Source organism: bacterium (assembly GCA_030247525.1).
Classification (GTDB): Bacteria; Electryoneota; JAOADG01; order JAOADG01; family JAOADG01; genus JAOTSC01.
In genome coordinates this window covers 1-21,108 of record JAOTSC010000013.1, presented here as the reverse complement: position 1 = coordinate 21,108, position 21,108 = coordinate 1, and the positions used below count along the sequence as shown (strand labels likewise).

12 protein-coding genes are annotated in these 21,108 nt (G+C 47.0%); 6 read left to right on the top strand and 6 right to left on the bottom strand.

What is annotated here, in order from left to right; translation table 11 throughout:
* Nucleotides 1-342 precede the first annotated feature (342 nt).
* The 6 genes from OEM52_02465 to OEM52_02440 all read left to right on the top strand — a co-directional run bounded on the left by OEM52_02465 (nucleotide 343) and on the right by OEM52_02440 (nucleotide 14,847).
* A complete protein-coding gene (locus tag OEM52_02465; GenBank protein ID MDK9699003.1) occupies nucleotides 343-9,000 on the top strand; it encodes a cyclic beta 1-2 glucan synthetase in 8,658 nt (2,885 codons plus the stop codon).
* A 191-nt stretch (nucleotides 9,001-9,191) separates the two neighbouring features.
* The gene (locus OEM52_02460) at nucleotides 9,192-11,885 is read left to right on the top strand and encodes a cation-translocating P-type ATPase (protein MDK9699002.1); all 2,694 of its coding nucleotides are present in this window, start codon (nucleotides 9,192-9,194) and stop codon (nucleotides 11,883-11,885) included.
* A gap of 436 nt (nucleotides 11,886-12,321) precedes the next feature.
* A complete protein-coding gene (locus OEM52_02455) occupies nucleotides 12,322-12,861 on the top strand; it encodes a DUF2878 domain-containing protein (GenBank protein MDK9699001.1) in 540 nt (179 codons plus the stop codon).
* Complete coding sequence (locus OEM52_02450) at nucleotides 12,858-13,532, top strand: hypothetical protein (GenBank protein MDK9699000.1); 675 nt, start codon at nucleotides 12,858-12,860, stop codon at nucleotides 13,530-13,532. The genes OEM52_02455 and OEM52_02450 overlap by 4 nt, the downstream gene beginning before the upstream one ends.
* A complete protein-coding gene (locus OEM52_02445) occupies nucleotides 13,529-14,302 on the top strand; it encodes a DUF1295 domain-containing protein (GenBank protein MDK9698999.1) in 774 nt (257 codons plus the stop codon). Before OEM52_02450 ends, OEM52_02445 begins: the two co-directional genes overlap by 4 nt.
* A complete protein-coding gene (locus OEM52_02440) occupies nucleotides 14,299-14,847 on the top strand; it encodes a lipocalin family protein (GenBank protein MDK9698998.1) in 549 nt (182 codons plus the stop codon). The genes OEM52_02445 and OEM52_02440 overlap by 4 nt, the downstream gene beginning before the upstream one ends.
* A gap of 147 nt (nucleotides 14,848-14,994) precedes the next feature.
* Here OEM52_02440 and OEM52_02435 read toward each other — a convergent pair whose 3' ends face one another.
* From OEM52_02435 to OEM52_02410, 6 genes are all read right to left on the bottom strand, one after another.
* On the bottom strand, nucleotides 14,995-15,735 hold the full coding sequence (locus OEM52_02435; protein ID MDK9698997.1) for an acyl-CoA desaturase: 741 nt from the start codon (nucleotides 15,733-15,735) through the stop codon (nucleotides 14,995-14,997).
* Nucleotides 15,735-16,772: a cyclopropane-fatty-acyl-phospholipid synthase family protein gene (locus tag OEM52_02430; GenBank protein MDK9698996.1), complete on the bottom strand. Its 1,038-nt coding sequence runs from the start codon at nucleotides 16,770-16,772 to the stop codon at nucleotides 15,735-15,737. Before OEM52_02430 ends, OEM52_02435 begins: the two co-directional genes overlap by 1 nt.
* Nucleotides 16,772-18,046, bottom strand: coding sequence for a cyclopropane-fatty-acyl-phospholipid synthase family protein (locus OEM52_02425; GenBank protein MDK9698995.1), 1,275 nt, complete (start codon nucleotides 18,044-18,046; stop codon nucleotides 16,772-16,774). Before OEM52_02425 ends, OEM52_02430 begins: the two co-directional genes overlap by 1 nt.
* Nucleotides 18,039-18,827 (bottom strand): DUF1365 domain-containing protein, encoded by a 789-nt coding sequence (locus tag OEM52_02420; GenBank protein MDK9698994.1) that lies wholly within the window; start codon nucleotides 18,825-18,827, stop codon nucleotides 18,039-18,041. The genes OEM52_02425 and OEM52_02420 overlap by 8 nt, the downstream gene beginning before the upstream one ends.
* Nucleotides 18,824-20,116, bottom strand: a complete 1,293-nt coding sequence (locus tag OEM52_02415; GenBank protein MDK9698993.1) for an FAD-dependent oxidoreductase — start codon at nucleotides 20,114-20,116, stop codon at nucleotides 18,824-18,826. The genes OEM52_02420 and OEM52_02415 overlap by 4 nt, the downstream gene beginning before the upstream one ends.
* Nucleotides 20,117-20,189: 73 nt before the next feature.
* Nucleotides 20,190-21,108: cobalamin B12-binding domain-containing protein (locus tag OEM52_02410; protein MDK9698992.1), on the bottom strand; the 919-nt coding region annotated here is incomplete at its 5' end.

Here is a 21,108-nt window from a genome sequence, read left to right as displayed (position 1 = left end):
ATAAAGAATTGTGCGGTGTAATCTTCGGTTTTGAGGCTTTGTGCCAAAAGAACAGATAATGCGCACTGGCAATCAGATAACACTGAATTTCGTTATCGATTATCGGCATTTGTCTATTCCAAATCAGACAGTGCAATGGTCTCGGATTAAGAGTAGTCTTGCATTCATCATGCATGAATTTTGTTTACGATTTACGAAGGGAATTTCTAAATGGAGGTTAGAAGCAAAACCGTTCGCGGAGTTTCACTTCGTACATGGGCACATCTCCTCGGAAGCAATCCGAAACGGAAGTACGGCAACATCGAACCTCCCCTTCGAACTGAACTTTTTAGTGCCGATCAAATGGAACAGCATGGCAAAACCCTTGCAATGGCTCATCAGGTAAGGACTAAGCGAAGTCTCGAACATCTTCTGGCACGGTTATCGGAGAACGAAAATGTCTTGCTTGAGGTTCATCGTTTGCTGACAGCTGGTATTGATGCAGATCTCCGGCTTACACCTGCCGGGGAGTGGCTGTTGGACAACTTTTACTTGATCGAAGAGCAGATTCGAACCGCTAAGCGACATTTGCCGAAAGGGTATAGTCGCGAGTTACCTCATTTACTAAACGGTCCTTCAGCCGGACTACCGCGAGTCTACGACATCGCTCTGGAAGCAATATCTCATAGTGATGGTCGGGTCGATATGGAAAACCTCAGCCGATTTGTAACATCCTATCAGACAGTGAATAATTTAAAATTAGGTGAGCTGTGGGCAATTCCAATAATGTTGCGTCTGGCGTTAATCGAAAATCTACGTCAGGTTGCCGCTCGGATCGCTGCTGCCCGGATAGATCGAATCCGCGCCGACGATTGGGCTAATCAAATGACTGATATGGCTGCGACAGACCCAAAGAGTCTAATACTGGTAATCGCAGACATGGCGCGCTCGAATCCCCCGATGGTCAGCTCGTTTATTGCCGAACTCACGCGTCGCTTACAAGGACATAACCCTGCTCTGGCGCTGCCTCTAACTTGGATTGAACAGCGACTCTCCGAAGCCGGCTTAACCATCGAACAGTTAGTACGTTCGGAGAATCAACAGCAAGCAGCCGACCAAGTATCAATCAGTAATAGTATCGGTAGTCTCCGCTTACTTGGAGCGATCGACTGGCATGAGTTTGTCGAAACGATGAGTATTGTCGAGCGAACCCTGTGTGATGATCCCGGCGATTTCTATCGCAAAATGGATTTTGTTACTCGTGATCATTACCGCCATGTTGTAGAAAGGATTGCAAAAAGCAGCCCATGTTCAGAAAGTGAAGTGGCACTCAAAGCAATTCAACTGGCGAAGGAAGGAACAACAAGGTCGGGTGGTAACGACCGCATATCGCACGTTGGCTTTTACCTAATTGATGATGGATTGTCGCAACTCGAACGAATAGCAGGTGTACGATTATCGATTTCCGGGGTTCTACAAAAAGTAAACCACCGGTGTCCACTATTGTTATATGGCGGTGCGATTCTTCTATTAACAATGATCATTGCATGGAGCTTCGTTACGAAAGCATACTCCGATGGGTCTCGGGGATGGCTTTTGGGAGTAATCAGCCTTTTATCAACACTCGGCGCGAGTCACTTGGCGGTCGGAGTGGTGAATTGGCTGGCAACATTGTTTGCAACACCAAAGCCATTACCGCGAATGGATTTTTCTAAAGGAATCCCGCCGGAGTTCAGAACTCTGGTCGTAGTTCCGGCAATGCTGACTAATACTAATAATACCGAGGACTTGATCGAAGCGCTTGAGGTTCGCTTTCTGGCAAACCGAGATAACCACCTTCACTTTGGTCTGTTAACTGATTTTCGCGACGCCTCCGAAGAAACTCTACCAGAGGATGAAACACTGTTACGATTAGCGCGACTGAGAATTGAAGAGTTGAACGAAAAATATCAAAGTCCATTAGGCAATAATTTCTTCCTATTCCATCGTCCGCGAAAGTGGAATCCGCATGACCGGATATGGATGGGTTTTGAGCGCAAGCGCGGAAAATTAGCTGATTTGAATAAACTCCTACGGAGTGGATCAAGTGATCGGTTTACAGTCGTCGTCGGTGACACGGCAGTTTTACCGGATATGAAATTTGTAATCACTTTGGATACTGATACCCGTTTAGCTCGTGATTCAGCGAGTCAATTTGTCGGCGCATTAGCACACCCACTGAACCATGCCTGTTATGACGAAAAACAGCAGCGAATCGGCGCCGGGTACGGTATTCTTCAGCCGCGGGTTGCGGTGAGTCTGCCTGGTGCGAACCGTTCGCGGTATGCTCGGATGTGCACTAATGAATTTGGGATCGATCCATATACCCGTGCCGTCTCCGATGTTTACCAAGACCTATTCGGTGAGGGTTCGTTTATCGGTAAAGGTATCTATCAAGTGGAAGCATTCGAGCGGGTGTTGAAAGATCGTTTACCCAATAACCGGATTCTGAGCCACGATTTACTGGAAGGGTGTTACGCTCGGGCTGGTCTATTAAGTGATGTGCAGTTATATGAAGAATATCCATCTCGCTATAGTTCGGATGTGAACCGTCGGCATCGCTGGATTCGGGGTGATTGGCAGATTGCGCAATGGGTGTTGCCATTTGTTCCCGGTTCCGATGGACATTTGAAGAAGAATCCACTATCGATACTATCCCGATGGAAGATACTTGATAACTTACGTCATAGTTTGACCGCTGCAGCATTAACACTCTTACTTCTATTGGGTTGGATAGTATCACCATCGATCTGGTTTTGGACATTGGCAGTGTTAGGAATAGTCATGATTCCTTCCTTGTTCGCATCAGCCTTCAATGTTCTTCAGAAGCCGGTAGAAATGACTTTAGCGCAGCATCTATCGGCCGTTCTACACTTGACCAGCCGACATTTCGCGCAGGTTGTCTTCATGGTTGTGAGCTTGCCATACGAAGCGTTCTTCAGCCTGGATGCGATTACACGCACAGCTTGGCGCATACTGATTTCGCATAAGCGACTACTTCAATGGAATCCGTCCGGCGAATCGGAGCGCAATTGCCGCACTGACCTCGCAGACTCTTATCTGACTATGTGGATAGGTCCGTTCGTTGCCGTTTCCACAATGTTGATGCTTATTGTATCGAAGCCATTTGCCCTTGTTATCGCTGCACCCATACTGATTCTTTGGTTTGCCTCTCCCGCGATTGCTTGGTGGATAAGTCTACCACTCGTTCGTTGCTGGGGCAAGTTGTCGATGAATCAGGTAATTTTCTTACGGAAGCTTTCCCGGAAAACATGGTCGTTCTTTGAAACTTTCGTTGGTCCAGAAGATCATTGGTTGCCGCCCGACAACTATCAGGTGCATCCGATTGCAGTGATTGCACATCGCACGTCGCCGACCAACATCGGTCTTGCCTTGCTGGCGAATTTGTCCGCGTTTGATTTTGGTTATGTTTCAACCGGAAAACTCATTGAACGTACGGGAAAAACGCTCCATACCATGAATGCCTTGGAACGGCACAAAGGGCATTTCTACAACTGGTATGACACACAAACCTTGAATCCGTTACTGCCACTCTACATATCGTCGGTAGACAGCGGGAATCTCGCTGGTCACCTTTTGACATTGCGATCAGGTTTACTTGCCTTACCAGACCACAAGATCATTCGTACTCAATTTTTTGAAGGTTTGTGTGACACCATCGGGGTGATCATAGAGACTCTTGGTAATTCTACCGGAAAAGAAACTTGCTCAGACTTCTCTGCCCAACTTGCACAAATTCAACAAGATTTGAAGTCCGTAACCCAGAATCCACCTGCCACACTAACAGCATATCGGTTGTGTTTAGACCAGTTGATGAAGTCCGCTGCAGAATTGGTTGCAGGTTTGGAAGTTCTCGAAGCCGATCCAGAAAACCGATTGAACTGGTGGGTTGGTGCGTTCGCCACACAGTGTCGCGATGCATACAATGAACTGATTCTACTCGTTCCATGGACAGAGCTGTTACTTTCTCATAACTGTTTCGAATTTTCCGCTGAACTCGATAAAAATCTATCGTTGCGTGAGTTAACCGCCATAGGGATACAATTACCAAAGATCATTGAAGGTCACCTTACTTCTTCGATAACTTCGGAAGAGAGAGCACAACTCGATAAGTTTCAAAGCCAGATCGCGACTGGAACCCAGTCATGTAAAGCAAGAATTGTAGCGATCAACGAACTTGCCCGGTCGTGTGATTTACTCGCTCAGATGGATTATGATTTCCTGTATGACAAAACCCGTCATCTTCTGACTATTGGCTACAATGTTGCTGAATGCCGAAGGGATTCCAGTTACTATGATCTGCTTGCCTCGGAAGCGAGGTTTTCGGAATTCGTTGCGATATCACAGGGAAAGGTACCGCAAGAGAGCTGGTTTGCATTGGGACGTCTGCTAACTACCGCTGGTGGGGAACCGATTCTCCTTTCATGGAGTGGTTCGATGTTCGAATATTTGATGCCACTCCTGGTGATGCCGACCTATGAACATACCTTACTCGATCAGACTTGCAAGGCGGCGGTAGCAAGGCAAATTGAGTATGGGAAGAAGCGAAATGTGCCGTGGGGTATTTCAGAAAGCGGTTACAATGGAATCGATGCTCAATCCAATTACCAATACCGCGCTTTTGGCGTCCCCGGATTAGGACTCAAACGTGGGCTTGCGGATGATTTAGTCATAGCACCGTATGCCTCAGCATTGGCTCTGATGGTCGCCCCAAAAGAAGCATGCCAAAACCTCGAGCGACTCGCATCAGAAGGCTTTGAAAGTCGTTATGGCTTCTATGAAGCGATTGACTATACACCATCACGCCTTCCGCGTGGACAGTCATGCGTAATAGTTCGCTCTTTTATGGCTCACCATCAAGGCATGAGTTTGCTCTCATTGGATTATCTGCTCCAAGATCACCCGATGCAAAAACGATTCAAGTCGGAACCATTATTCCAAGCGACACTTCTTTTGCTTCAAGAACGAATTCCCAAGGTATCGGCGTTCTATGCTCACACTACCAAGCTATCAGAACATGACTTAAGTTCCAGCACTCCAGAAACGCCGATTCGCGTTTTCACAAGTCCTGACACACCGAACCCGGAAGTGCAATTGCTTTCGAATGGCAAATATCATGTTATGGTCACAAATGCCGGTGGCGGCTATAGCCACTGGAAAGATCTTGCAGTTACTCGATGGCGTGAAGATCGTACCCGTGATAATTGGGGGACTTTTTGTTATCTCCGCGATGTTTCAAGTGGCGAATTTTGGTCGACTGCTTTTCAACCGACGCACAAGAGTTCAAAGAGTTTTGAGGCAATCTTTTCGGAAGGGAGAGCTGAATTCCGCGGTCGTGATCACAATTTTGACACGTATACTGAGATCGCTGTTTCTCCAGAAGATGACATCGAGGTACGTCGTACCCGAATTACCAATCGAGCCCGGACACGGCGCACAATCGAAGTCACAAGTTACGCGGAAGTAGTATTGGCGTCGCCTGCTGCCGATGCTTTGCACTCGGCATTCAGTAATCTATTTGTGCAGACAGAAATCATTCGTCGACAGCGCGCAATCCTATGTACACGCAGACCTCGTTCGCTTAGTGAGCACCCACCATGGATGTTGCATTTAATGGCTGTGCATGGAGCGGAGGTTGGAGAAATCTCATACGAAACCGATCGCATGAAATTCGTCGGTCGTGGCAACACGGTTGCTTGTCCCCAAGCGATGAGCGAAGATGCAGGATTGCTTTCCGGCACCGAAGGCTCTGTACTTGATCCAATTGTTGCAATCCGCTACCGGATAGCTTTGGAACCGGAAGAATCCGCAACGATAAACATTGTTTCCGGTATCGCTGAAACCCGTGAAGCCGCTTTAAGTTTGGTCGAAAAGTATCAGGACCGGCGTCTGGCGGATCGAGTTTTCGAGTTGGCGTGGACTCATAGCCAAGTACTACTCCGCCAGATCAATGCCACCGAAACCGATGCACAACTCTATGGGCGCCTTGCCAGTTCGATTGTTTATGCAAATATCTCACTGCGAGCCGACCCAAGCACCATTATGAAGAACCACCGTGGGCAGTCTGGTCTTTGGGGACACGCCATCTCTGGCGATTTGCCGATTGTATTATTGCAGATTGAAGACCCTTCTAATATCCTCTTAGTCCGACAACTCATTCAGGCACATGCTTATTGGCGTTTAAAAGGACTGTCGGTGGATCTGGTGATTTGGAATGAAGATCACGCCGGTTACCGGCAAATTCTGCACGACCAGATCATGGGACTCATTGCTTCAGGTACCGAAGCCAACGCGACCGATCGACCTGGAGGAATTTTCGTGCGGCCTGCCGATCAAATCGCTGAGAAAGACCGCATCCTTATACAGACAGTTGCTCGTGTGATCATCACTGACAGCCATGGATCGTTGGAAAATCAGATCAATGGCCGTGGTTTAGGAGAAGTACTTGTTCCTCGCATTAACCCATCCCGAACCCACCGTCCAGAACCACTGGCGGTCATTCCGTTACCGCGCTCCGATCTAAAGTTTTTTAATGGATTAGGAGGATTCACCCCGGATGGGCGCGAATATGTGATTACAACTGCAAACGGCCAGTTAACTCCCACTCCATGGGTGAATGTGTTGTCAAACCCGGAGTTCGGGTCAGTCATCTCGGAAAGTGGATCGGCGTATACTTGGAGCGAGAATGCCCACGAATTCCGTCTTACACCCTGGGGTAACGATCCTGTTAGTGATTCGAGCGGTGAAGCAATATATCTCCGAGATGAAGAACGCGGCCATTTCTGGTCACCAACGCCACTCCCATGCCGTGGGATAACACCTTATGTTACCAGGCATGGATTCGGGTATAGCGTTTTCGAGCACACCGAACGGGGAATTTATTCTGAGTTATGGGTTTATGTGGCGTTGGATGCAGCTATCAAATTTATGGTGCTCAAAGTTCGAAACGTCTCAGACCGATCTCGACGGCTTTCTGCAACTGGGTATGCCGAATGGGTACTTGGCGACCTCCCTTCAAAATCGAGTATGCATCTGATAACCGAAATTGATCAAGATTGTGGATCGCTTTTCGCGCGTAACCCTTATAACACAGAGTTCCGCGACCGGACTGCATTTTTCGATGTGGATGATACGATTCGCTCTGTAAGCGGTGATCGGACTGAATTTATCGGACGCAATGGTACACAAAATGCTCCGGCAGCAATGAAACAAACACATCTTTCCAATAAGGTGGGGGCAGGTCTTGATCCTTGCGCTGCAATCCAAGTAAACTTTGATCTAACTCCCGGCCAAGAGCGTGAGATTGTATTCCGACTTGGTGTCGGGCGAGATACCGAAGAAGCTCGAAAACTGGTTAAACGCTTTCGAGGATTAACTGCAGCACACAATGCTCTCGAAATGGTTTGGCAGCATTGGACACACACCCTTGGTACAATTAATGTGGAAACGCCCGACCAATCGCTAAATGTGCTTGCAAATGGCTGGCTGGTTTATCAAACTCTTGCATGCCGTCTCTGGGCGCGAACTGCAACTTACCAATCGGGTGGCGCGTTCGGTTTCCGGGATCAATTGCAAGATGTTATGGCGCTCATCCACGCCAAACCGAATCTCGTACGTGAACATCTGCTCCGTTGCGCGTCACATCAATTTCTCGAAGGTGATGTACAACATTGGTGGCATCCACCCTCCGGTCGAGGTGTACGAACTCACTGTTCAGATGATTACCTCTGGCTACCGCTTGCAACCTGTCGCTATATCCTTGAGACCGGAGATACCGATTTATTAAATGAGCCGATTCACTTCCTCCAAGGTCGCTTGGTAAAAGCGGACGAAGATTCTTATTACGACTTACCAGCACATTCGGAAGAGACTGCGAGTCTATATGAACACTGCGTTCGAGCAATACGGAATGGTTTTAAATACGGCAAGCATGGTCTGCCACTCATCGGTACCGGTGACTGGAACGACGGATACAACTTAGTTGGTGAGCACGGTAAAGGCGAAAGCGTGTGGTTGGGATTCTTTCTTTACGAAGTTCTTACTCGCTTTGCGAGTATTGCCCGGATTCAAGGAGATGAGGTATTTGCCAAACATTGTATCGAAGAAGCGGAGGAACTTCGTCGCAATATTGAGACCAATGGCTGGGATGGCGAGTGGTATCGCCGTGCATACTTCGACGACGGTTCACCACTGGGATCGTCGGCTAACTCTGAATGCAAGATAGATTCGATTGTACAAAGTTGGGCGGTACTTTCGGGTGCAGGAGAAAATGGACGTTCTTATCAAGCAATGAAAGCATTGGATGAAAACCTCGTTCGTCGCGAGACAAGGTTAATCCAATTGTTAGATCCACCGTTCGATAAATCGACGCTGGATCCCGGTTACATTCGAGGATATGTTCCGGGTGTTCGAGAAAATGGCGGGCAGTATACACATGCCGCAATTTGGGCGGCAATGGCTTTCGCTCGCATGAAAGACAGCCAAAAGGCATGGGAGCTTTTTACAATAATCAACCCAGTAAACCATGCAATAACGTTTGAACAGACTAACATCTATAAAGTGGAACCCTATGTAGTCGCTGCCGACGTCTACTCAGCGCCGCCTCATACCGGCCGAGGAGGTTGGACATGGTACTCGGGATCGGCGGGATGGTTGTATCAGTTGATTATGGAGTCGCTTCTGGGACTTCGGCTTGAGGTGGATAAACTACGAATGAACCCGTGTCTCCCGTCCGATTGGAAGGGATACAAAATTCACTACCGTTATCGAGAAACAGTCTACCACATCGAGGTTTTGCAAGCCCCCGCTGAGAATGATGAAATGCACTTCAATGTTGACGGTATTGAACAACCCGATAATACCATTCCACTAATCGATGACCAAAAAGAACATTGGGTCGAAGTGCTGATACCAAAACAGAGCTGTGATGAAAGTAATTCGACGGCATCAAGGCTCTCTTAATCAAATTGCAGACTGTATTGAATGACTGATTATGAGATGAAGTGGCTCGATTTGACGAGGCAGCGATCTATGTCAACTGAACTGTCGTTGAGTGCCATAGGCAATGGTGTATGATTTCCGTAATACGACATCTTTCTCTAAATTTCACTAATCTGATAACATAGTCTATACGCACATACTTGAGGTGATCAATGCAGGAACTGTATCGCCTGAGCGCCGAAGAGGTGCTTAAAAACCATGAAACATCCCCGCAACAAGGCTTATCAACGTCCGATGCAACGCGACTGTTGGGCGTACACGGCCCTAACGACCTGATCGAGAAGGGAAAGAAAAGGGCATGGCAGATTCTTTTGGCGCAGGTGAAGGAGGTCATGACCCTGATTCTGCTTGTCGCTGTTGTTCTTTCGGTGGTACTGCAGGAATACATCGATGCTATCGTGATTTTCGTCATTGTGGTGCTCAATACAATTCTCGGTTTTTGGCAAGAATTCAAAGCAGAAAATGCCATGGCGGCCCTCAAGAAGATGACGGTACTTAATGTGAGGGTGCGGCGTGACGGTGCAGAGCGGCAGATTTCAGCAAAAGACTTGGTACCGGGAGACATCTTACTCATCGAAGCCGGGAACATTGTGCCGGCGGATGCCCGATTAATCACAACAGCGAATCTCAAAGTCCAGGAAGCAGCCCTGACCGGCGAATCAGAATCGGTGGACAAAGATCCCAGTGTGCTGCCGGACGCCAATCTTGCCCTGTCCGATCGTAAAAACATGATATATCGGGGCACTGTTGTGACGTACGGTCGCGGTGAGGCTGTAGTCACTGGCACCGGTATGCATACCGAATTGGGCAAAATCGCCTCCATGCTTCAGGACGTTGAGGATGAGCAAACCCCGTTGCAACGACGATTGGCAAAGCTCGGAAAATCGTTAGCAATGGCTGCCGGGGTATTGATTGTCATCGTTGCAGGCATGATCTATCTGCAAGGCGCAGGCTTGAAGGAAATATTCATGACCGCCATCAGCATGGCGGTGGCGGCTATTCCCGAAGGTTTACCAGCAGTCGTCACCATCGCCCTTGCGCTGGGCGCACAGCAGATGCTGAAGAAAAAAGCGTTAATTCGGAGGCTTCCGGCAGTAGAAACCCTGGGCGGGGTAACTGTGATTTGTTCCGACAAAACCGGCACTCTGACGCAGAATAAAATGACGGTTTCGGACATTGTGTTACCGAATCGCCGCTACTCCCTCGATGAGGCAGTGTCAAAACACGAAGATTATGATCTTAATCTGCTGTTGCTTGCAGGGACGCTCTGCAACGACGCCGTCATCGATGAAAAAGCGCAAAATGGTATTCTTGGTGATCCTACTGAAGGCGCGCTGGTGCTTGTGGCACAACAGGCGGGACTGGTGCAACGCGATCTGCAAGCTTTGTTACCGCGTGTTCGCGAACTGCCCTTTGACTCCGAACGTAAACGGATGTCCACCATTCACACCCTGCCATCGTCTTCCCAGGCCACAATTTTGCGTCCTGTTCTTGCAGCCGCTGGGCATGAGGGGAACACCGATTACTTGGTATTGACCAAGGGGGCGACCGATGGCTTGATCGAGGTGTGCAACCGGATTCTGATTAACGGTGTCATTCAACTTCTCAGCGATGAAAGAAAAGCCGCAATTTCAGTCGAAAACAAAGCGATGGCGAAAAAAGGTATTCGGGTGCTTGGATTAGCCTATCGGTTTATAAATGTCGATGGGCTGGATCAACCGGCGCAATACGAGCGGGATCTGGTCTTTCTTGGGATGGCATGCATGCTCGACCCGGTGCGTCCCGAAGCAATTGAGTCCGTTCGGCTATGCAAGCAGGCCGGGATTCGCCCGATAATGATAACCGGTGATCATCCTCTGACGGCAGTCGCCATCGCTAAGGATTTGGGGCTGACGACTTCCGATACGGTTTTAACCGGGCAGGATTTAGACAAGATGACCGCCGATGCGCTAAGTGCCCGAATCAAGGATGTTTCCGTCTTTGCGCGCGTTTCGCCCAAGCATAAGTTGGTCATCATTGATGCGTTGCAAGCACAACATGAGATCGTCTCGATGACAGGAGATGGCGTCAACGATGCACCGGCGTTGAAATCAGCCGACATTGGTGTGGCAATGGGGATTACAGGGACCGACGTCAGCAAAGAATCCTCCGATATGGTCCTGCTGGATGATAATTTCGCGACCATCGTCGCCGCCGTTAAAGAAGGCCGCCGCATTTACGATAATATCCGCAAATTCGTCAAATACATCCTCACCGGTAATGCTGGTGAAATCGTTGTCATGCTCTCGGGCCCACTGATGGGTATGCCGCTGACGTTGCTCCCGATTCAAATTTTATGGATCAATCTGGTGACCGATGGCGTACCGGCAGTTGCTTTGGGGTTCGAAGAAGCTGAGCGCGATGTAATGAACCGACCGCCGTACAATCCGCGAGAAGGCATTTTTGCACGCGGACTGGGCTGGCAGATTCTCGTCATGGGTCTGATCATCGGCTTGATCTCGGTGGGGACCGGGTACTGGTTCTGGGATGGCGGAACAGGTTCAAACGCCTGGCAGACCATAGTGTTCACAATGCTGACGTTCTGCCAGATGGCATACGCGCTGTGTGTGCGCAAGCAAACGCAATCGCTGTTTAAACAGTCCTGGCTCAGCAACCCGGTGTTGTTGCTTGCCATTGGCGTCACACTGACCCTGCAGATGATCATTATTTATGTCCCGTTTTTTAACACCGTGTTTCGCACAACACCGTTACAACCGACAGAACTGGGAATCTGCGCCGTTGGAGCATTGGTCATCGTAATGATCACGGAATTGAAAAAACTGTACTTGCGCAACAAGCAGCATTGAGGATCACAGATTATTATGAATCATCATTATACTTAGATCATTAGTCGGTCATTTCTCGAAAGTTCATCGTAATGTGCATCTTGATCGCGTAAACATTACGGGAATGAGCATTGCCTCGAAAGAAAGCTCGCCTTCGAGTTCGTCTGTCGTAGAAACAGATTCCAACAATATTGCATAAGTATCGTACAACAACTCATACACCTGCTAAGCAGCACTAACCTCCAGCCCGATACATGCTAAGATACTTTATCAGCCCTCTGTAACATAGCTGAGATCTTGCATGATAATATAGTATTCAAGCGGCATTGCGGCCAAAATTACTTATCGCAAAGCTCTTCACTCTGTTGAGAGTCAGATAAAAAGAGTATTAGGTATTCTTGCTAATCATCGCAAGTGATAACGGAATAGTAAAACATTTGTATAGGTATTGCATAATATGAAGAATCGATTTGCTGATGACCGGCTGAAAGTGTTTATCAACGCCATAGGATACATGGTCGTTTGGTGGGGAAGTGTTCTTGCTGCCCGAAATGACTTCTGGTGGTTCGGACCGCTTCTTGCTATCCTCTTCATGAGTTGGCACATCGCATCGAAAACGTTCATCAAAGGCGAATTTCTCGTGACAGGGGTGATTGTCATCTCTGGATTCCTTTTCGATAGTGTACTTACAGCTTTGAATTTTGTTGAGTATAAATCCAGCTGGGGAGAAAACGCTATTGTTGCTCCACTGTGGATTGGCGGAATTTGGCTCGGATTCGCTCTGACTGTTAACCATTCCTTCAAATCAATCCTGAGCCGGCCGATTGTCGCGATTCTTCTTGGGCTAATTGGAGGTCCACTGACTTATCGTGGTGCCGCTGGTCTCGGTGCAATATCGCTTACCCGGCCTGCAATAGCGTTGATCACCTTGGGAGTTGCTTGGGGCGTAATGATGTGGCTGATGAGTAAACACGCAATCATTAAGGGGCGTAGATGAAAAGGTTAGTTATCCCAATTCTGCTGTTGTTCTCCGTTAGCTATGCTATCGGTTCATCTAATGAATTGTTACTGAAAAAGCTTTCCACGGAAAGCGGTTGGGTCAAAGAGCAAACATATCCTTCAGGATGGACACATTCAAAGAGAACGATAGACGGATTTGAGAGTCCTGCCCTCGCCATTTCTGGTGAAACAAATGCTCCGGCAGAATTGATAGCTGAAGTAGTTTACGATGTTCCTGCTTACAACCGGTTCTTGACTGCAGCCTCACGGCTTCAAGCTGGTATCGTCGTTCAGGACAGTTCAGTACAAATTGGTTATCAGCGATGGGATATCCCCTTGCTACCGGATCGATACTTCTTCTACCGAATGAAAAAATCACGGGCTGGAGACACTCTTTTTCTGCAATGGACTCTTGAGACACCAGCGAATCTTGCGCTTACGAACAGTCTTTCGATGAAAGTTATGAATGACGCTTCAATTATTGAGATAGGTGCAGGTCAATGGATTTTGGTAAGTAAGTCTGATGGTGGGACGTTAGTGGATTACCGTCTTTCGATGGCAAGTAGTGGAGCTCTTTCGGGCTGGGTACTTGACTACATCAATAAGAAAGGCATTTTAACTCAAGTGGAAGATGTAACTGCTGAAGCGAAAAGAAGGAACTATCGATGAACACTGAGATACTGCTGATCGAGATTGGCGCTTTGATTGGATATCTAATTGTTACATGGTTAGTGAGTGTGAAGTTACGTGATGTCAGCATCATTGATATTGCGTGGGGTCCGGGATTCGGTGTGGTTGCGCTGGTACATTTTGTGACCGGCGAGGTACACTGGCGGGCTTGGTTAGTTTTTGGACTGACAATTATATGGGGAGGTAGATTGGCTTTCCATATCTGGAGCAGACATCGTGGAAAACCCGAAGACTCCCGCTATCGGAAATGGCGCGAAGAAGGCGGTCAAAACTGGTGGTGGACGAGTTTCTTCCGGGTCTTTCTGCTTCAAGGCGTTCTGCTTTGGGTGATAGCGAGACCACTCGCGGTTTCCATGCAAACTGCTCCCGAATTTTGGACACTTTGGGATACGATTGGCATTGTGATTTGGACTATCGGTTTTATTATCGAGATGACTGCTGATGGACAACTTGCAAAGTACCTCAAACTTCAACAGCGTGAGTCGTTTCTAAGGACGGGACTTTGGAAGTATTCGAGACATCCAAATTACTTCGGCGAAGCTTTACTTTGGTGGGGATTTGGAGCGTTTGGGGTGGCTGCCGGATACGATTGGATATTGATTTCGCCGGTAATGATAACACTGCTTTTGAGATTCTTCTCAGGCGTTCCATTGCTGGAGCGGAGTATGAGAACCAAACCTGGTTACAACGAGTACTCGCAACGTACAAATGCGTTCATCCCTTGGATTCCCAAGAAGGTATCGCAATGAAGAGACGTTGTTTAACCGCAATTCTTGCACTAACTGTACTGAGTTCATCCTGTTTTCAGGCAAAACAAATGGGTGAGTTGAACAAAGTTTCCACTATTGATCCAACTCGATTCATGGGCGACTGGTATGTTGTAGCCAACATTCCAACGTTTATTGAGAAAGGGGCAGTGAATGCCATTGAAACTTATTCGCTGCGGGAAGACGGCGACGTCGACATTCGATTCACTTTTCGTAAAGGGACCCCTACCGGTGAACTGAAAACCTATACGGCTAAGGGGTTTGTGGTGGATCGCTCGACGTTTTCAGAATGGCGGGTTCAGTTCTTTTGGCCAATCAAGTTCCCATATTACGTGCTCGATCTGGATCAGGAGTACACTTATACCGTCGTCGGAACGTCTAACCGAAGCTATGCTTGGATAATGACACGGGAACCGAATCCTCCCGATTCACTAATACAACATCTGATTTCCAAGCTTGAAAAAGCTGGATTTGACCCGTTTAAGATCCAGCGAGTTCCACAAACGTGGACAAAAGATATCCAGTGAGTGGTTGGAATTTCAGTGATTGATGGCTCGAATCACAGGGTTTCTGCCTTTTAATACATCAGATAAAATTCGTATCGAGATAGGTTATGAGTGGAAACCTTCATTACTCTTTTTTAGTAAGGATTTGCTTTCCGGTGAAGTCATACATCAAATCTGCTTCAGCTTTGTATCTGTAATCTGAACCAACCCGATAACTGCCATTAAACGAATCACCCAGTAAACTGGATCAATCTCGTACCAGCGGTGTGCAAAGTTTAACCGTCCCGGTGAATGATGATGATTATTCTGGAAAAGTTCCCCTAAAGTTAAAAAATCAAAGGGGAGTGTGTTTCGTGAGTGATCACCAGTATCAGGATGATTGACATATCCATACTTGTGTCCTCCCCAATTCACAATCGCACCATGGATCGGACCCATAATGAAGTGAATCGGTAACAACAGAAACCACCAGATGGAGGGGGCAAATACTATGTAAATCAGCGTGTAAACTACCACAAATCCAATACGAACACTCCACTGGTCGGCAAGCCGGTCTAACCAAGGCCACTCGGGAATATTGCTGCCGTATTTCTCGAATTCCTTGTTGTTTCGTGATAGAGCAGTCAGGTAATTTTCGTATGTTTCTCTCATTAAACTGAAAACATTTCGATGTCGCATCGGTGAATGTGGATCTAACACTCCATCGCTATACGCGTGATGACGTCGATGTAAAATCGCATAAGCGCGGGGGTTCAAGAACGAAACCCCCTGAAGTATCACCGTAGTTACATACCAAAATTTCAACCAGCGCTCTGATAGTTTAAACATCCGGTGTGAGGCGAACCGGTGCAAAAAAAAGGTCTGCACAAAAAGTGATGAGAACCAATGTCCTATGAAGAATATCAACATTACTTCGTCCCTGCGTTCTTGACAAATCTGAGGTGAGATACTCCCCATTCTTTGCCGTTGTCCATTCCGAACAACTCCTCGCATGCCATAAAGAAAATTCGCCACCGCTGAAACCACAATCGAGCTTCATTTTTACCGTAGTGCTGATGAAGTATGTCGATTATTGCTTCACGCTGAAGTTTCATGTTTATCAGCCAATCCCTACTGCTTTTTGAATAATGGACGCCCGAGACGAACCAATCTGCTTCTACTGTCAGGTGTTTGTTGAACTGAGAAAGCAAATTGTGTGATGGCATAAGACCACCGGTAAAGAAATAGGTTGCCATCCAATCGGAGTCACCCTGTGTTACAAATGGATAACAGTAAGTGCGATGTGAAAAGATATGAACAAATAGTTTTCCATCCGGTTTTAACCACTGTGAGATTCGATGTAACAATTCCTGGTAATTGTGCATGTGTTCAAACATCTCGACGGAAACTACCCGATCAAACTGCCGGTTGATCTCGAAACTATTCATGTCAGCCGTAATGATTTCGATGTTAGTTAAACCCTCGGCAGCAGCTCGATCGAGAATCGCCTTTCTTTGCTCTGATGAGTTTGAAACTCCGGTAATCCGGGATTTCGGATACCTCCTCGCCATCCAGAGGGAAAGCGATCCCCAACCGCATCCCAACTCAAGAATATCCATTCCATCACTGATCTCAGCCCGTTCACAGGTAAGCGAAAGCATGTTCTGTTCTGCCTGCTCAAGCGAATCGGTTCGATTGTTATAGTGACAGGAACTGTATTTTCGGTTGGGACCCAATACCAATTCAAAGAAATCAGCCGGCAGTTCGTAATGCTGCTCGTTCGCTTTTTCAGGTACAAGAGCTACTGGACCAGAACTCAGCGAATTGACAAACCGCTGCATACTACCGTTTGATTTTTCCAGCTCACATGTTTTCAATCTCTCTCGAAGCAGTTTGCGAATGCCGAATCGAATCATCGAATCAGGGAGATAGCCGTGTTCCATTAACTGGATAACTACTGATACCATCATTTCTCCTGCATCATAGTGACCGGATCAAGCCGATTTTCCGGTTTGGCGAACATCAGTTGAACATTGCCGATAAAACGTTCCCGGAAACCTGCTTCACAGTATGCTAAATAATACTCCCACATTCGCTGGAACGAATCCGGATACCCCAAATCGGATACTCTGGAACGATTTGCTTGAAATCGCAGATTCCACTCATTCAACGTTCGGGCGTAATGTAGAGTAATGTCTTCAAGTCCTAACAGGCGAAGATTGGTTTTCAATTTAACATTCTCTAACAAATGAGCAATCGAAACAAGACAGGAACCGGGGAAAATGTGACTTTGGATGAAGTCCGCCCGCTTTCGGTACTCATCAAAATGCTGATCAGGAGAAGCTATCACTTTAATCGTCATAAGTCCATCCGGCTTCAACAACCGTGAACACTTTTCCACAAATTCTCCGATGTATTCCGCTCCCACCGCTTCTATCATCTCAATGGAAACTAACTTATCAAAGGTTCCGGTTAGTAACCGGTAATCCTGATTGAGCAGTGTAATCTGACCTGTAAGACCTGCCCTTTCTACGGCGGCTTTTGCATATTGATACTGCTCAGCCGAGATCGTAGTAGTGGTCACCTTACATCCGTATTTTGAAGCAGCATGAATCGCAAATCCACCCCATCCAGTACCAATCTCGATGACTTGATCCTGCGGCTTTAAATCCAATTTTCTGCACAAGCGGTCGAATTTTTCTGTGGAAGCCTCTGTAAGCGTTGAGTCTGGCGACAGGAATACGGCAGAAGAATATGCCATCGTTTCATCCAGCATCAACTGATAGAACTCATTACCGATGTCATAATGTGCTAAGATGTTCGCTTTACTACCATCTATGGTGTTACGATTCTTCCTGTGAGTTAATCGAAATATTGCGTTTCCAATCCATGCCAAGCCACCTTCCATTCGATCCATGATAGCTCGATTTCGGATGAATAACCTTATTAGCGATACAAGGTCATCGGATTTCCATAAACCGTCGATGTACGCATCTGCAGCACCAATCGTTCCGCCAACTGCTACCTTTCGGTAGAATTCCAGATTATTGATGTGTAGAGTAGCCCGGATTGAGTGGTCGCTGCCAAGTAAGTAAGTTCCATTGGGATCAATCACTGTCAAGGTTCCAATCGAAATCCGCGACAACCGTTCGATAAACTTTTGTCGTAAAAAACGAATGATCAAGGGTGTCCGTCCACTTTGTGTAATCAACGCAGCGGAGTCGAGCAGTATCTCACTCAAGGTTAGCTCCTTTTGGATTATTTTGTTTTGGATGATCGTGAAAGGGAATTTTCTTAAACCATAACCGGATCGCCTCCCAGTAAATCGCGCCAATAACTTTCACCGTAATGAAGGGAAACGATAATAATGCTGCCAACAGGCTATTTCTTGACCAAGTATGCTTATGCAGTTGCAACGCTGCTTGAAACATGAATTGTCCGTTTTCATAATTAGCCATCGTCACTGATAGTTGTTCACCAGGCTCTGCGAACCGCCAGTCGTACTGCTGTGACATCGCCATGAAAGGAGAAACATGAAACTGTTTTGGAAAGTCCCACGTGTAATAATCATTCCTCTCCTTCGCTTCAGAGATTGGCAGTACATAAGTGTATCTTTCGTTCCAGGGAGTATTATTCACTTCTGCAACAATGCATTCTAACTGACGATCATCCTTTGAAAACACATAGTAGAATGTTACTGGATTCATGCAATATCCGAAGTATCGCAAATGTGTCAACATTCGGATCGGACCCTCGGTTTGAACTCCAGTCTTTTCTTTGATCGTTTGTCGGATTGCGTCTTCCAGGGAAATTGATGGATCACCGAGATAATCGCTTCGCCGGAAAGCGACAACCGCGGACCGCCGGATACTCCAGAGCAACGACTCCGGGAAAAGTGATTCCAGCTCCAATAGATCGATGTACACCATAAACAAACCGTACCTGAACAGGTGTTTCCTGGGTTGTACTCGATTGTGGATTACTGTTCCGCGGTATATTGCACTCTTACGGATAAGTGTCACAGTGCAACCCCGAAATGACTTCCAACTTCCAACGCACTCTTTGCGCCATCCTCATGAAAGCCAAAATGCCAATATGCTCCACAATAATGGGTACGATTCACTCCGCTTATCTCGGCTTTGCGACGTTGTGCGGCAACAGATTCCAATGTGTAAACCGGATGATGATATTCAATTTCCTGTAACATTTTTGTTTCATCGATTGCACTCTTTTCATTGAGGGTTACTATCAATTGCGTTTCCCTTAATGGCAGATTCTGTAAAAGATTCATCTGGTAGGAAAGTGCTGTCCTGTTGCTATCCTTTAACAAGCGGCTGTTCCAGGCAGCCCACGCTTTTCTTCGAGATGGGAGCACTCGAATATCACTATGTAAGTAAGCCATATTTTTTTGGTAGGGAATCGCACCTAATATTTCGGTTTCAGACTGCGATGGATCTGCCAACATTCTAAGTGCCTGATCGCTGTGCGCTGCAATCACGATTTGATCGAATTCCATTGGTTGCGCACCGGTTACGGTCAGGCGGATACCTGCGACAGTTCGCTCGATTCGCTCAACCGGCGACTTCGTGTGTGCTTTTCCTGAGAATTGACTCATCATTGCCCGAACATACTCGCGCGAACCACCGCTTATCGTACGCCACACCGGTCGCTCGTTCACGTTAAGCATTTGGTGATGATTGAAAAATTGTAGAAAGTACTTTGCGGGGAATTCCTTCATCTGATCATGTTTAGATGACCAGATGGCAGCCCCCATTGGTATGACATACCATTCAATGAGCTCTTGGCTATACTTTCTTTCTCGTAGGTAATCGCCAAGCAGTATGGTTTCATTGCCATTCGCGGCAAACGCTTTTCCCTCGCGATTAAATCGAATGATTTCGCTCAACATTTTATAGAACTTGACTGAAATCAGGTTACTACGCTGGGCAAATAAAGTGTTGAGAGTCGTTCCATTGTACTCAAAGCCGGTAGCTTCATCGTGAAAGGAGAAGCTCATCGTTGTCGGTTGCGACGCCACATTGTACTTGGTGAGGAACTTGAGAAAATTCGGGTATGTTACATCGTTAAATACAATAAACCCGGTATCAACTGCGATCGTTTTACCTTCTGTTTGAATCTCAACCGTGTTAGTATGACCACCGAAATAGTCACCCGCCTCGAAAATGGTGACGTCGTGATGTTTATCCAGTAAACTCGCTGCAATCAATCCGGAAATCCCCGAACCGACTACTGCGATCTTCTGTTGCGTTGCCCGGAGCATTTCCGGTTTTCGTTCTCCAGACTCATTCATGCAATGCCTCCCGGTAAGCGATGAGATATCAGGCAGTAACAAATATTATTCAGCAAGATTTTCAGACTTGTGATCACAGTTCGTTTCCAAGATGACTTCCCGAATTCTGACAATACTCTGTAAAGAACTTCGATAACTCGCTGAATTTAAACATGAACCGAGCGTTTACTTGAGATAACAAACTTCGCATTTTGGATGCACCGCTTCCGCCAATCAGAATTGGAAAATCAGGTGTCAGCAACTTTCGAATGGATACTAATTCTGTCTCAAGTGATGATTCGGAAGTTGAGTGAACTATGCTTAGTGCAAGTGCCGAAGCGTTCTTTTTTTGACAAGCTAATGCAATATCACTCGCTGGCAGATTGGTACCGAGGTACAAAGCATTCCAGCCCTGTGACATTGCTTCATCGACAAGAAAGAGTGCCGGTATCGAATGGAAATGATTGACCGGAGTTGCCACTACTAATAACTGCGAGTTCGAAGTGAATCGAGGGGATAGCCAATGTGTGGTGATGAAGTTACTTATCACTTCCGAGGCAAAATGCTCGTGGGCGATACTTAACTCAGAACGCCTCCACTTATCACCGATCTCAACCAGTACCGGAAAAATGACATGATCGCGAAGCACGCTGCGAGAGAATCTCGCGAGTGAGCTATCCAACAACGATTCTAACAACTCGCGATCAAACGAAAGTATCGAACCAATGCACTTCTTACGCATCACATCGATAACACTCTGCATGGCGATATCCAACGTTCCGAAATCAGACTTTCCATAAGGCATTGCAAGTTGTTGCAGAGTAGAATCGTCTAAATGGGCGATGTCTCCGATTCGTCGACCGTTCCCTGTTAGCGCTTTCAAATACTGGAGTCGGGTAATGTTTTTCTGGTTGTACAACCTTTGTCCGGCATTTGTTCGATATGGCACTACGACTTTGTATCGCCGCTCCCATGTTCTCAATAGCAACTCAGATAAGCCAGTGACCTCAGTC